The following is a 13,777-nucleotide window of genomic DNA, read 5'->3' on the forward strand; positions in this document are numbered from 1 at the left end:
TCGTATTCGCGGCGGCGAATCCATGAACGATAGCCGGGCGGTCCGACTCGCGGCGAACGGCCGTCGCGCGTCGGTCAATCCGCTTGGCGGACAACCGATGTCAGCGCGGTGACCAACCTGCGGACCGTGCGTTCGATCGGGCAGAAGAACAGGCCCGCGAGCCGCGTGTACGGCCACAGCGCGATCGCCACGACGACGGTGAGGGCCCGAATGCGGTGCAGCAGCGGCGCGTCGGCCATCGCGGCCGGATCCGGATGCGTGCTGAACAGCGAGGGGAACCAGGTGAACAGCGTGTGCGCCGCGATATCCCGGGAGCCAGTGGATTTCGGATCGAAGATGACCAGCACCCCGGACAGCAGCGCGGCCCCGAGCACCGGCAGCGTGATCCGGTCGACGACGGTGACCGGACGGGCCGAACCGTCCACCATCGCCGGAATCAGCAGCAGCGCCGCACCGGTGAGCGCGATGGGCGCGGCGATGGTCTCACTGGCCACCACGACCTGCGCGATGGTGAGCGGGGAGCCGAAATGCGTTCGGGTGAGCACGATCTGGGCGATGCGCGGCAGCACCACGACCAGCACCCCGGCACGGAACAACCACAGTCCGGTGCGCGACACATCGGTGCGATTGGTGATGACGCCGGAGCGGAACCGATCGTGCCGCCAACGCCACCAGTGGCCCAGCACGAAGGAGGCGAAGGCCAGGTAGGGGACGATCAGCCAGATCAGCGTTGTCATGGGGACTCTCGGTGCCCTCCGGAGGCGACCGCGGTGGTGCGCCGTTCGCCGCAAGCCTATGCCGCCGCCGGGCCCGGGGTGGGGCGGAATCCGGATCGACTCACGTCGCGGGGTGGTCGTGCGTCGTCGGGTCGAGATGGCAGACTCGGGGCCCATGAGTCCGGTGAGCCGTGGTCGCGAACGTGAGGAGTACGAGAGAGGAGAGGCGATGGCAGGGGGCGTCGACGGGGTGGAGGAGATCGACTACGACGAACTCGGCGTGGCGGAGATGATGGCCGAGGTCGTCACGCGGATAACGGAATTCGAGCAGGTGGACGAGCCGGTGGACGGGGAGTACCTGGCGGCCGGACTGCTCGCGGTCGGATACGGGGAGAGTGCGGACTACCTCGAGGCGTTCGTGCGGATGTTCGCGGATCGGGCCGAGGAATTGGCGACGCCGGGCGCGCTGGCATTCCTGCGCTGCGTCACGTCGCTGACCGCCGAGCCGGTGCGCACGGTCGCCCGCGAGGCCGCCGATCGGTTGGCCGCGGCGGGTGTCGTCCCGCCCGCCTGGGTGCCCGAGCTGGACGAACCGCTCACCGCGGGTGAATTCGTGCGCTGGCCCGATACCGACGGGACGGGTGCGACGCTGTTCGGCAGTTTCGCGCGGGCGGGCCGCACGGACGGTTTCCTGATCTTCGTGGACGACGAGAACTGCGGTGCCGCATACGATCTGGCCCCGTTCGTCGGGGAGGGGCTGATCGAGTCGCGGCGCTTGACCGACGAGCAGGAGCCCGCCGACGAGGAGCCCGTCACCGCCGGTGAATTCCGCTGGCAGGTGCAGGCCGCGCTGGACGCGCGCATGGTGCACGATCGCGGTGCGCGGGATGCGGGCGTGGAGTGGGAGGAACCCGAGGAGGACGACGCGATTCCGCACGAGGTCGCCGAGGTGGTCGCACGGGCCCGGCTGCGGATTCTGCCCGTCGCGGCGAAACCGCTGCCGATCCACGTGCATCCGGAGTTCGAGGCGGGGTTGGTCTGAGCGGATCTCGTTCGGGCGGAATAGCTGCCGCGGTGGCAGGGTTCACAACCGATATGACGATTCGTGGACTCGGCCGGTTCGGGGTGTGGCGCTACTACGCGGCGGTGACTCCGGACGAGGCGAAGGAGTTGGAAGGGCTGGGCTACGGCTCGATATGGCTGGGTGGATCGCCCGCCGCCGAGCTGCCGGTGGTGGAGTCGCTGCTGGAGGCGACGGAGAACCTCGTCGTCGGCACCAGCATCGTGAACGTGTGGAGTGCGCCCGCGGCGGAGGTCGCGGAGTCGTTCCATCGCATCGACAAGCGTTTTCCGGGGCGTTTCATCCTCGGCATCGGGATCGGGCATCCCGAGCACGACAACGACTACCGCAAGCCCTACGACGTCCTGGTCGAGTACATCGACGTGCTGGACAAGGCCGGTGTGCCCAAGCAGCAGATCGCCCTGGCCGCGCTCGGCCCGCGGGTGCTGAAACTCTCCGGTGACCGCACCGCCGGAGCCCTCCCGTACCTGACCGTCCCGCAGCACACCCGCGAGGCCCGCGAGATCCTGGGCCCGGACGCGCTGCTGGTCGCCGAGCACAAGATCGTCCTGGACACCGATCCGGCCACCGCGCGCCCGACCGGCCGGGACGTGGTGAAGTTCTACCTCGGCCTGCGCAACTACGTCGCCAACCTGCGCCGCCTCGGCTTCAGCGACGAGGATCTCGCCGCCCCCGGCAGCGACGCCCTGATCGATGCCCTGGCCCTGCACGGCACCGCCGAACAGATCGCCACGGGTCTGACCGAACATCTCACCGCCGGTGCCGACACCGTCGCGATCCAGCCGCTGGGCAGCGACTACATGGGCACGCTGCGCACCCTGGCCGCCGTACTCGGCTGATCCGCGCTCGCTCGCATCCGCACCTGTCGCAATGTCGGCGAGTGCGGATGCGAGGGTGGGCGACATCGCCCGACTCGGGGACGATCGTGTCGGCGTCGGTTGCCGCGACCTGGTCCGGTCAGCGGATGCGAGGGCGGGCGATATCGCCCGGCTCGGGGACGATCGTGTCGGCGTCGGTTGCCGCGACGTGGTCCGGTCATCCGGCGGCTGGTATCTGCCTTGTGACTCGGGAGTATGCGTGCGCTGCCGACCTGAGCGAGATGTCCGGGGCGGTATCGACTGTTGCCAGGTCTTGTCGTTCGCCGGGCCGCGGGTGTCGTCCGGTTCGGTCGTATGCCATCGGGTGTCGGGGCTGCGGCCGGTGTAGCCGCGGAATGGGTCCGCGACGAGATGGGCTGTGCGAGTGGGATTCCCGACGCGCTCAGGAGCGGACGAGGCGGGCGATGGCGTCGGTGGCTTCCTTGATCTTCGCCTCGGCCTCGGGGCCGCCGCGGACGGCCGCGTCGACGACGCAGTGGCTGATGTGATCCTCGAGCAGGCCCATCGCGACCGCTTGCAGGGCCTTGGTCATGGCGGAGACCTGGGTGAGGATATCGATGCAGTACTGCTCTTCCTCGACCATGCGTTGCAGGCCGCGGGACTGGCCCTCGATGCGGCGCAGACGTTTGAGGTAGTCGTCCTTGGCGGTGATGTAGCCGTGGGCGGCGTGATCGTGGCATGGCGCGGTTTCCGCCGTGGTGGTGTCGTCCTCGGTCACCGGATCGCCCTCTTCTCCCAGCCCGTCGAGCCTGCCGTCTGTGATACCCCACCAGGGTACAGGCTGGTGGGAGTGGTCGCGCCCCGGTTTCGGCCCGGTGCGCGGGGGTGCGCGAGAATCGGCGCATGAGTTCGGTTCCCCGGCCCGCGCTGGCCATCATCGGCGGTAGCGGTTTCTACGATTTCTTCGGCGACGACGCGGTGCGTCTCGAGATCGACACGCCCTACGGTGCGCCGAGTGCGCCGATCACCGTCGGGCAGGTCGAGGGGCGGCAGGTGGCGTTCCTGCCGCGGCACGGCCGCAAACACGAATTCTCCCCGCACACCGTGCCCTATCAGGCGAATCTGTGGGCGCTGCGGTCGATCGGGGTGCGGCGGATCCTCGCGCCCTGCGCGGTGGGCAGCCTGCGCGCGGACTGGGGGCCGGGCACGGTCGCGGTGCCCGATCAGCTGGTCGACCGCACGTCCGGGCGGCCGCAGACGTTCTTCGACAACGGCGGCATCCACGTCTCGTTCGCCGACCCCTACTGCGACGAACTGCGCGGTGCGGCAATACGATCCGCGGTGCCGGAACTGCCGATGAAGTCGTCCGGGACGATGGTCGTGGTGCAGGGCCCGCGATTCTCCACCCGCGCGGAGAGCCGCTGGTTCGCCGCGCAGGGCTGGGAGCTGGTGAACATGACCGGATTCCCGGAGGCCGTGCTGGCCCGCGAACTGGAAATGTGTTACGCCGCAATCGCTCTGGTGACCGATCTGGACGCCGGGCTGGAGGCGGGCGAAGGTGTCAGCGCCGCTGCCGTTTTCGCCGCGTTCGAGCAGAATCTGGTGCCGTTCGCGGGACTCGTGCGCCGGGCCGTGGCCGCGGTCGAGGGCACCGACACCTGTGCCCGGTGCCGTGTTCATACCGGTGTGAACCTGCCGTTCGAACTACCCTGATGCGCATGGGTGCACCGTCGCAGGCTTCGGCTCGGGCGACGGGCGCGCCGTTCGTCAGGCGGGGGATTCGCGGACCGACGGAGACGATATGCGGGTATTGCTGACCGGCGCTGCGGGTTTCATCGGCCGGCACGTACTGAGCACCCTCACCGATGCCGAGCACGAGGTGGTCGCGCTGGACGCGCTACTGGAATCCGTGCACGGCCCCGACCCGGTGCCCCCCGACGGCATCATCCGCGCGGACATCCGCGATCCGGACGCCCTCGATCCGCTGCTGCGCGGCATCGACGTCGTCGTGCACCTGGCCGCCGCGATCCCGCCCGGGTCCTCGGCCGGTGGTGGGAACGGCTCGTCCATGGGAGTGCAGGGGCCTCCCGGACTGCCGCCGCGTGACGCTGGTCCTGGGCCGCGAACGGGCGCGATGGGGGCGGTGCCCGGCCGCGGGGCGACGGGTGCGCTGCCGGGTACGGGTGAGATGAATGCGGTGCGGGGTCGCGGTGCGACAGGTGCGTCGCCCGGTACAGGTGGAATGAGAGCGGTACGGGGCAATGGTGCGGTGGGTGCGATGCCTGGCACGGGTGGGATGAATGCGGTGCGGGGTCGCGGTGCGACAGGTGCGTCGTCTGGGACGGGTGAGATGAATGCGGGGCCGGGCACGGGCGAGATGCGTTCGGGGCGCGGCGGCGGTGCGGTTGGCGCGGGGCCGGGCGCTGGTGAGATGGGTGCAGCGCGTGGCAGTGGTGCGGTAGAGCGGGGCACGGGTGGGATTGGTGCCATCCGGCCGGGTGGGCCGAATGTGCAGCGGGGGCCGGTGTTCGCTGCGCACAACGACTTCGGGACCGCGGTGTTGTTGGCGGCGATGGAGCGGGCGGGGGTGCGGCGGCTGGTGTTGGCGTCGTCGGTGTCGGTGTATGGGGAGGGGCGGTATCGGGGGTTGCGTAGTGGGCCGTTCTTTCCGGGGGTGCGGCGTCGGGCCGATCTGGATCGGGGGATGTTCGATCATCGTGCGCCGCGGTCGGGGGAGATTCTGACCTGGGAGCCGGTCGGGGAGGACGCGCCGTTGCGGCCGCGTACGGGGTATGCGGCGAGTAAGGCGGCGCAGGAGAATTACGCGATGGCGTGGGGCGCGGCCACCGGTGCGGGGGTGACGGTGCTGCGGTATCACCATGTGTACGGCGATCCGGTCCGCGAGAATGCCGCGCTGCGTGCGCATTCCGGTGTCGCGGCGCGGTTCCGGGCGGAACTGGTGGCCGGGCGTTCGCCGTACGTGTTCGAGGACGGCGGGCAGGTGCGGGATTTCGTGCACGTGCGGGATGTCGCCGCCGCCACGGCCGCGGTCGTGCAGCGGCCGCTGTCCGGATTCGTGCCGCTCAATATCGCCTCGGGGCATCCGATCACGTTGTGGGAGATGGCATCCATCATGTCCCGCGCCCTGGACGGTCCGAATCCCGTTGTGAGCGGCCAGTATCGGATCACCGACGCGCGGCATATCGTCGCCGACCCGCAACGTGCCCGGCGCACGGTGGATTTCACCGCCGCCGTGGCTCCGGCGCAGGGATTGGCCGAGTACGCCGCGACCGGGGTGCGGTCCTGACTCCCGGGATTGCCTGGGCCTCAGGATATTTCGAAGCGGACCAACGCGAAACGGGGCGGACCGTCGTCGGGGTCGCCGTGCGGCAGCGGACTGATCTCCGCGTCGACCCGCAGCCAGCCGCCGTCGGTGGCGGCCAGACGTAGTCCGGGCAGGCTCTGTTCGAGTTTGCCCGCTCGAATATCGTTGCGGGCAGCGCGAATCCGGTCCAGATCGGCGGGGTGCGGGAGTGTGCGTTCCTCGATGTCGGCGGACCACCGCAGGCCGGGGATCGGTCCGCTGATCCAGCGCAGCACGCGGACCTGCTCGGTGTCCACGACCGCCAGATACAGTCCCGGATTGGCGGTGATGAGGGTGTCGACCGTGGCGGCCTCGACCGACTTGGGTTGCGGCGGAACGCTTTCGGTGATGTCCACCAGCAGGCCGCGCCAGCGGCGCGGGTCGGTGTCGTCGCAGCGGGCCGCGGTCAGCAGGGTGCGCAGGCCGTCGGGGATGCGGATGGTCATCTCGCCCAGCCAGCGTGCGCCGGGCGTCGCACGGGCCATGGTGGCGACCCAGTCCAGCGCATCGTCGAAACGTTCCACGTGCTCGAAGGTTTCGGTGCCCGTCCACACCGAGCGGCCGCGGTCGAAATCCGGGCCGAGTCCGGCGGAGGCGACCTCGAGCCGCCGATCGTCGTTGGTGTACAGATACGGCGCGGCCGGTGTCGGCGCGGTATCGCCCTCACCCACCAGAACGTGCACCGCGTACAACCGATCGTCCGGCCCGACGACGGGAACGGCCCGCACCCGCTGCTGCGACCAGGTGTGCCGGGATCGGGGTAGCGGGTGCTCGATCGGCTCACCACTCGCCCGCGCCGCCGCGATGATCGGCATGGCGGGACCGGGTACGGTGCGCGCCAACGACTTCCACTGCCGGGGCGCGGTACCGACGGCAACCAGGGACCAGCTCTCGGGTGCCCCGAGAGTCTCGATCAACAGCCAATCCGTCATTTGGCCTCCTGGTGTTCTCGGCCTCCGCTTCGCTACGCCGGGGCTGTGATTCCGGCCCCCACTGCGCCCGGTACAGAATCGGCTCTGCCCGTGGATTATTCAAATCGCTGCGGCTTTGCTGGTCGGGGGCGGGATCCGCTCGGCCGGTGGACTCGCTGTTGGCGGGCTCGTTGCGGAGGGGGTGCGCCGGGGCGGGCGGTAGCGGTGCGGGTGTGGATGGTGTCCGGTCCGGATGTCGCGGGCGGTTAGGCTCGCTGACATGGAAACTCCGCTGCGGCTCGAGGTGATCGTCGCCAGTGTGCGGCCGGGGCGGTTCGCGCCGGTCGTCGCCGACTGGTTCCTGCGCACCGCGCGGGCCGACGATCGGTTCGACATCGGCGTCATCGATCTGTTGCAGACCCCGCTGCCGGTGGATCTGGCCGACACGCCCGAGGTCGCCGCCTACCGCGAACGCCTTTCCGCCGCAGACGCTTTCGTCGTGATCACCTCGGAATACAACCACGGCTACCCGGCCGCGCTCAAGACCGCCCTGGACACCGCCAAACACGAGTGGCGGGCCAAACCCATCGCCTTCGTCGGCTACGGCGGCCTGTCCGGCGGGCTGCGCGCCATCGAACAGCTGCGTCAGGTGGTCGCCGAGGTGCACATGGTCTCGATCCGCGAATCGGTCAGCTTCCACCAGGCCAAGCGCGCCTTCGACGCCGACGGCGAAACCCGTGACGGCGCGGCCGTCGACGCCGCCCAACGTCTGCTGCGCCAACTCGCCTGGTGGGCAACGCATTTGCGCACCGCCCGCAGCGCCGACCCCTATCCCGGCTGACCCGGCTGACCCGGCTGACCCGGCTGACCCGGCTGACCCGGCTGACCCGGCTGACCCGGCTGACCTGGCTGCCGCTTCCGCGCACTCGATTCGAGACGTGCACGCGCAGTAGCCGAGCAGGCGGGCATGGTGGCTGCCACCGGTAAGCGGAGGGTCCGTCCGGTAAACTGATGATCATGATCGAACGAATCGCGGACCGGGAGGCATCCCGATGAGCGGACTGGACGGCAAGATCGTCGCCATCACCGGAGCCAGCAGCGGCATCGGCGCGGCGACCGCCGTCGAACTGGCCGCGCGCGGGGCGGCCGTCGTCCTCGGCGCCCGGCGGACCGATCGGCTCGAGGACCTGGCGGCGAGCATCCGGGAAGCGGGCGGCCGCGCGGAGCTGCTCGCGGTCGACGTCACCCGACGTGCGGATCTGTTGGCACTGGTCGCGCTGGCGGTCGAGCGTTTCGGCCGCCTGGACGTGCTGGTGAGCAATGCGGGCGTGGCCCGCACCGCGCCGGTGGAATCCCTGGACCTGGACGACTGGGACGCGATGATCGACGTCAACGTGCGCGGTGTGCTGCACGGAATCGCCGCTGCCCTACCGGTTTTCCGCAGCCAGGGCCGCGGCCACTTCGTCACCACGGTCTCCACATCCGGACTGAAGATCGTCCCGACCCAGGCGGTCTACGCGGGAACCAAGAACGCCGTACGCACCCTCCTGGAAGCCCTGCGCCAGGAATCCACCGACGGCGTCGTGCGCACGACCTCGGTCTCGCCCGGCTACGTGCGCACCGAACTCCTCGACCACCTCGACGACCCGGCCCAACAGGCGATGGCCGCCCTGGGCATCAGCCCGGACGCCGTGGCCCGCGCCATCGCCTTCGCCATCGAACAACCCGACGACGTGGAGATCGGCGACATCACCATCCGCCCCACCCGACAGGGCTGAAATCGCTGGCGGCAGGACCGATGCCGCCGACCCGCAGGGCTGAATTCTCGCTGCCGGGAATGCTTTCCGACGAAGCTCGAAGCCGCCAGTAGCCGGAAGCCACTGGCGGTCGGAGCTCAAGAACAACTAGCGGGACATGGTCCGTCGTTGCTGTTGTTGCCGACTGCGGGGTGCTGATGAAGCTCGAAGCCGCCAGCGGCCGGAAGCCACTGGCGGTCGGAGCTGAAGAACAACTAGCGGGACATGGTCCGTCGTTGCTGTTGTTGCCGACTGCGGGGTGCTGATGAAGCTCGAAGCCGCCAGCGGCCGGAAGCCACTGGCGGTCGGAGCTGAAGAACAACTAGCGGGACATGGTCCGTCGTTGCTGTTGTTGCCGACTGCGGGGTGCTGATGAAGCTCGAAGCCGCCAGCGGCCGGAAGCCACTGGCGGTCGGAGCTGAAACAGCTAGCGGGACATCGCCCGGCGTTGCTGTTGCTGCTGGCTGCGCGGGTTGCCGATGTAGGTGGACTCGCGGGGGATGGAGACGAGGCTGAGGTCGACCTGGGTGGTGCCGGTGCGCAGCAGCACGTGGTTGCCGATCGCGCCGGGCTGGTGGATCTGCAGGTCGGGCTTGGTGGCGGGCCAGCCCATCGGGTCGCCCGTGACGTAGATGGTGGTGACACCGGCGTGCGGGGCGGGCGCGAGCACGCCGTCCACGACCGCCGCGGTGAACGCCGCGTCGCTCTGGTGCGTCTCCACCGCGATGGTGAGCCGCTCCGGATTGCCGATGGTGCCGACCAGCTGCTCCCACGCGCCCGGACGATCGGTGCGGATCAGGATGCGCTCGCCGACCGCCAGCGCGCGGAACACCAACTGCTGCGCCAGATACAGCTCACCGGCCACGTACACCGTCGAAATACCCTGTCCGACAAGGCGAATCGCGACACCGTTACCCTCGGAGTCGGAGCCGATCAGCTGACCGCAGCCGGAGGAGGGCAGGTGCAGCGCGTCGATCACATCGATCGGGAACTCCGCCAGCGGCACCGTGTCGTCGGCGTCCGGAATCCCGATCGGGAAGTGCGCCAACAGATTCTGCCGATGCCGCCCGCTCATCGAGACCATATGCCTGCGCTTGATCTTCTCGGGCATCTCGCGGGCGGTCAGCCGCCACGCCGCGCCGATGTTGACCGACTCGGCCGAACTACCCGGCCGCAGCCGCACCGCGACCGTGGTGCCGCGCGACGGCGGCACCCACAACTGGGCCAGCAGATCCGACCCCAAACGCTTGGGATCGACTGCGGCGCCGATGTTCACGCCGTTGCCGAGCTCGGCGTACCGCCAGCGGTGGGTCAGCGTGCGCGGGTCGATTCCGGCGCTGATCTGCAACACCGCCTGCCGGATCTCCGGCGCGGTCAGCACGCGCGAATAGCAGTCCGCGTCCTCGAGCGCGCGCACGATGCGCTGCGTCGCGACGGTCACCGCGCGGCACGCGCCCTCGCTGCCGCCACCACGTCGATCCGCGGCATCCGGGCAGGCCACGGCGTCGAAACTGATGGCGAGCCAGACCGTGCGGTGCGCGGTCGCGGGCAGCGGGCCCAGCAGCGTCTCGTAGATCGGCCCGGCCGGGGTGCCCGAGCGGCTGCGGTGCCCGTGGCTGATGATGTCGATGCCGCTGAGCAGGATGTCGTGCTGATTCAGGCACTGCGCCAGCTCCGGCATCGGCAGCAGGTGCGAGGCGTGCACGGTGCTGCGGTCGATCCGGGTCAGCCCGCCGCGCGGCGGCAGCACCTCGACCACGGCGACCACCCGGCTGCCCTCCCAGAACAGACCGAGCGAACGCCCGTCCGGACCGCGGAAGTCGATCGTGTCACCGATCTCGTATCCCCGGTTGGTCGAGAAGCGCCAGATGGTGGCGATCCAGGAGGCGATCGTGCGCTTGCCGAACGGGATCAGCAGCAACAGACCCGCCACCACCGCCGCGCCCAGCGCGTACCAGCCCGGCAGCCGCCGCACGGCCAGCACCGCCATGGCGACCACGAGGCCGAGCAACTGTGCGGCGAGCAGATTCGTCAGCGTGATCCGTCCGAGAAGCGGACGCCTTTTCGTCCCGCTGGGTTCGGCCATCGTGATCCCCCAAGTACCCGGTGTCGGCCAGTTTCGATGGCCGAGCTGAACTGAAGTCCCCGTGAACTGTACTGTGTTCCACGAACGCGAGCACTGTTCGGGGGAGGAATCATGCCTTCAAGACCCACTACTCGGTGGCAGGTAAGCGGTTACCGCTTCCTCGTACGCCGCATGGAGCACGCCCTGGTGCGTCGGGATGTGCGAATGTTGCACGACCCCATGCGCTCTCAGTCGCGCGCCTACAGCGTCGGACTCATCCTCGGCGTCGTCGCGCTCGCCGGTTGCGCGGTGCTGGCGCTGCTCAAACCGCAGGGTTCGATCGGCAACAGCAAGATCCTGATGGGCAAGGAATCCGGCCAGATCTACGCGGTCATCGACGGCACCGTGCACCCCGCACTGAACCTGGCCTCGGCCCGGCTCGCGGTGGGTGACGCGTCGAGTCCGGCCAGTGTCAAGGAATCTCAGCTCTCCAGCATGCCGATGGGCGCGCTGATCGGCATTCCGGGCGCGCCCTCGCTGCTGACCTTCGACTCCAGCGGCAAGGGCCGGCAGTGGACGGTCTGCGACGAGTTGAAGACCGACGGCAGCGATACGTTGACCACCACGGCCATCGCCGGCGGGGTGACGCTCGGTGACAAGGCGTCGAGTCTGCCCAAGGGCAGCGCGCTGCTGGTGCAGGGCAACGATTCGACCTATCTCATCTACGACAACAAGCGGGCGCGGATCAACATGAACTCCCGCCCGGTCACCGACGCATTGCAGATCACCGGCGTCACGCCGCGTCCGATCAGCGACGGACTGCTGAACGCCATTCCGGAGGTGGCGGCGATCACGGTCCCGAACATCACCGATCCGGGTGGGCCCTCGGCGCTGTCCGGGCATCGCAACGGTGACGTCATGAAGCTCACCACGGGCAACGAGTACTTCGTCGCGCTGAACAACGGCATCCAGAAGATCTCGGCGCTGACCGCCGACATCATCCGGCACTGGACCTCCACCTCGGGCCGGGACGAGTTGTCGCCGTCCGACTACTCCAGCACCAATATCGTGAACAGCCTTCCGGTGCAGGACTATCCGGATACCGCGCCCACGGTGGTCGATTCGAAGGACCGGCCGGTGGAGTGCCTGTCGTGGAAGCCGTTGAGCTCCGCGAACAGCACTGACGGCAGTAAGCACGCCGAGTTGTCCGTGATCACCGGTCACGCGCTGCCCATCCCCGACGGGGCCAAGCCGACCCGCCTGGCCCAGGCCGACGGTTCGAGCACCGACAAGGCCGACCAGTTCTACACCACCCCGGGCACCGGAATCCTGGTGCAGACCACCGGAATCGAGCCCGACAGCCAGCGCAAGGATTCGGTGTTCTTCATCTCCGACACCGGTGTGCGCTACGGGCTCAAGGACAACGACGCGGCGAAGGCGCTCGGCATGGATTCGTCCAAGACGAAGTACGAGCCCGCGCCCTGGCCGATCGCCGGCCTGCTGGCCACCGGCCCGAGCCTGTCCAGGCAGGACGCCATGGTCGCGCACGACGGCGTGGCGCCGGATTCGCAGCCCGCCAAGACGCTGGTCTCCCCGACCTCGGCGGTGGCATCGTCCAACTGATCGAAATCGTCTGCGGGGCACCGGATTCCGAGTAACCCGCAGAGAGCGCACGGTCGCCTTCGACCGTGCGCTCTTGCGTTTACCGCGTCCCTCAGGTGGTCGCAGGTAGCGGATCGTGCGGATTCTCACCCACACCGAACCGAATTCCCTTGGCTTCCTTGCCGACCGCGGTCAAAATCGCCACCACGATCAACACCGGAACGATGGTCACCGCCAACGCGAACGGATACCCGTGATGCTGGGCCAGACGTTCCTGGATGGGCAGATTCAGCGAGGCGAGCAGATTACCGAGCTGATACGTGACCCCGGGATAGAACCCGCGGATCGAATCCGGTGACATCTCGGTCAGATGCGCCGGGATCACACCCCACGCGCCCTGCACCATCAACTGCATGAGGAACGAGCCCAGACACAGCATGGCCGCGGTCGTCGAATAGGCGAACAGCGGCACGATCGGCAGACCCAGCACCGCGCAGAAGATGATCGTGTACCGGCGGCCGTATCTCTCGGACAGCGAACCGAACACCAGACCGCCCACGATGGCGCCGATATTGTACACCACGGCAATCCATTTCGCGGTGACCGCGCTGATCGCCGCACCACCCTGGGCGTGCGGTGCGGACAGGAACGTCGGGTAGACGTCCTGGGTGCCGTGGCTCATCCAGTTGAACGCCGTCATCAGCAGGACCAGGTAGACGAACCGTCGCACGATCACCGGATTGCGGATGATGTCGCGAATCCTGGTCTGCGTCACCTTCATTCGCTCCTGGGTGCGCTCCCACGCCTCGGATTCCTCGGTGCGGGTCCGGATGAGCAGGATGATCAGCGCCGGGATGATCGACAGCGCGAACAGCCAGCGCCACGACAGCCCCGCCCAGTTCATGACGACCAGCGAGGCCAGCGACGCGAGCAGGTAGCCGAACGAATACCCCTCCTGGAGTAGCCCGGAGAAGAAGCCGCGACGTTCGGTGGGGATCTTCTCCATGGCCAGCGCCGCGCCGAGCCCCCATTCACCGCCCATCCCGATGCCGTAGAGCATGCGCAGCACCACCAGCACGGTGAAGTTGGGCGAGAACGCGCACAGGAAGCCGATCACCGAATACATCGAGACATTGGCCATCAGCGGGATGCGGCGTCCCACGCGGTCGGCCCACATCCCGAACAGCAGCGCGCCCACCGGCCGCATGATCAGCGTGGCCGTGGTCAGGAACGCGACCTCGGCCTTGCTCATGTGATAGGTGTGCGCGATGTCGGCGTAGACGAACACCACGAGGAAATAGTCGAAGGCGTCCATCGTCCACCCGAGTTGGGCGGCGATGAACGAATTGCGTTGATCCGCGGTCAGTTTCGGTCTGGGTGCCTTGGGTACGGCTGTGGCCATGTGTATCCCTCGCCCTCGTTCT

12 protein-coding genes are annotated in these 13,777 nt (G+C 68.7%); 7 read left to right on the plus strand and 5 right to left on the minus strand.

The window, feature by feature from the left end; genetic code table 11:
• Positions 1 to 74 precede the first annotated feature (74 nt).
• Positions 75 to 737 (minus strand): respiratory nitrate reductase subunit gamma, encoded by a 663-nt coding sequence (locus NRB20_RS13110; RefSeq protein WP_194289834.1) that lies wholly within the window; start codon positions 735 to 737, stop codon positions 75 to 77.
• A 208-nt stretch (positions 738 to 945) separates the two neighbouring features.
• Here NRB20_RS13110 and NRB20_RS13115 point away from each other — a divergent pair, with 208 nt between their 5' ends.
• Positions 946 to 1,758 (plus strand): hypothetical protein, encoded by an 813-nt coding sequence (locus NRB20_RS13115; protein ID WP_153410400.1) that lies wholly within the window; start codon positions 946 to 948, stop codon positions 1,756 to 1,758.
• Between the two features lie 53 nt (positions 1,759 to 1,811).
• Positions 1,812 to 2,636 (plus strand): LLM class F420-dependent oxidoreductase, encoded by an 825-nt coding sequence (locus NRB20_RS13120; RefSeq protein WP_153410401.1) that lies wholly within the window; start codon positions 1,812 to 1,814, stop codon positions 2,634 to 2,636.
• 421 nt (positions 2,637 to 3,057) lie between these two features.
• Here the strand turns inward: NRB20_RS13120 and NRB20_RS13125 are convergent, their stop codons facing one another.
• Entirely contained in the window at positions 3,058 to 3,393 is a 336-nt protein-coding gene (locus tag NRB20_RS13125; RefSeq protein WP_319944847.1) for a metal-sensitive transcriptional regulator, read from the minus strand.
• Positions 3,394 to 3,518: 125 nt separating this feature from the next.
• Here NRB20_RS13125 and NRB20_RS13130 point away from each other — a divergent pair, with 125 nt between their 5' ends.
• Both NRB20_RS13130 and NRB20_RS39565 read left to right on the plus strand, forming a co-directional pair.
• Positions 3,519 to 4,328 carry an S-methyl-5'-thioadenosine phosphorylase gene (locus NRB20_RS13130; protein ID WP_153410402.1) on the plus strand — a complete coding sequence of 270 codons (810 nt, stop codon included), beginning with the start codon at positions 3,519 to 3,521 and terminating at the stop codon, positions 4,326 to 4,328.
• Between the two features lie 88 nt (positions 4,329 to 4,416).
• Positions 4,417 to 5,922: an NAD-dependent epimerase/dehydratase family protein gene (locus NRB20_RS39565; protein ID WP_153410403.1), complete on the plus strand. Its 1,506-nt coding sequence runs from the start codon at positions 4,417 to 4,419 to the stop codon at positions 5,920 to 5,922.
• Between the two features lie 20 nt (positions 5,923 to 5,942).
• On the opposite strand, the gene NRB20_RS13140 is transcribed toward NRB20_RS39565, so the two are convergent.
• Positions 5,943 to 6,911 carry a GAF domain-containing protein gene (locus NRB20_RS13140; protein WP_153410404.1) on the minus strand — a complete coding sequence of 323 codons (969 nt, stop codon included), beginning with the start codon at positions 6,909 to 6,911 and terminating at the stop codon, positions 5,943 to 5,945.
• A gap of 259 nt (positions 6,912 to 7,170) precedes the next feature.
• Here NRB20_RS13140 and NRB20_RS13145 point away from each other — a divergent pair, with 259 nt between their 5' ends.
• Together NRB20_RS13145 and NRB20_RS13150 are read left to right on the plus strand one after the other, a co-directional pair.
• The gene (locus NRB20_RS13145) at positions 7,171 to 7,731 is read left to right on the plus strand and encodes an NADPH-dependent FMN reductase (protein ID WP_153410405.1); all 561 of its coding nucleotides are present in this window, start codon (positions 7,171 to 7,173) and stop codon (positions 7,729 to 7,731) included.
• A 211-nt stretch (positions 7,732 to 7,942) separates the two neighbouring features.
• Entirely contained in the window at positions 7,943 to 8,668 is a 726-nt protein-coding gene (locus NRB20_RS13150; protein ID WP_153410406.1) for an SDR family oxidoreductase, read from the plus strand.
• A 445-nt stretch (positions 8,669 to 9,113) separates the two neighbouring features.
• Here the strand turns inward: NRB20_RS13150 and eccE are convergent, their stop codons facing one another.
• Positions 9,114 to 10,772 carry a type VII secretion protein EccE gene (eccE, locus tag NRB20_RS13155; RefSeq protein WP_153410407.1) on the minus strand — a complete coding sequence of 553 codons (1,659 nt, stop codon included), beginning with the start codon at positions 10,770 to 10,772 and terminating at the stop codon, positions 9,114 to 9,116.
• 111 nt (positions 10,773 to 10,883) lie between these two features.
• On the opposite strand from eccE, the gene eccB reads away from it, so the two are divergent.
• On the plus strand, positions 10,884 to 12,374 hold the full coding sequence (gene eccB, locus NRB20_RS13160; RefSeq protein ID WP_153410408.1) for a type VII secretion protein EccB: 1,491 nt from the start codon (positions 10,884 to 10,886) through the stop codon (positions 12,372 to 12,374).
• 91 nt (positions 12,375 to 12,465) lie between these two features.
• On the opposite strand, the gene NRB20_RS13165 is transcribed toward eccB, so the two are convergent.
• Positions 12,466 to 13,755 carry an MFS transporter gene (locus tag NRB20_RS13165; RefSeq protein ID WP_153410409.1) on the minus strand — a complete coding sequence of 430 codons (1,290 nt, stop codon included), beginning with the start codon at positions 13,753 to 13,755 and terminating at the stop codon, positions 12,466 to 12,468.
• Positions 13,756 to 13,777: the final 22 nt, after the last annotated feature.

Source organism: Nocardia macrotermitis (genome assembly GCF_009604405.1).
GTDB lineage: Bacteria > Actinomycetota > Actinomycetes > Mycobacteriales > Mycobacteriaceae > Nocardia > Nocardia macrotermitis.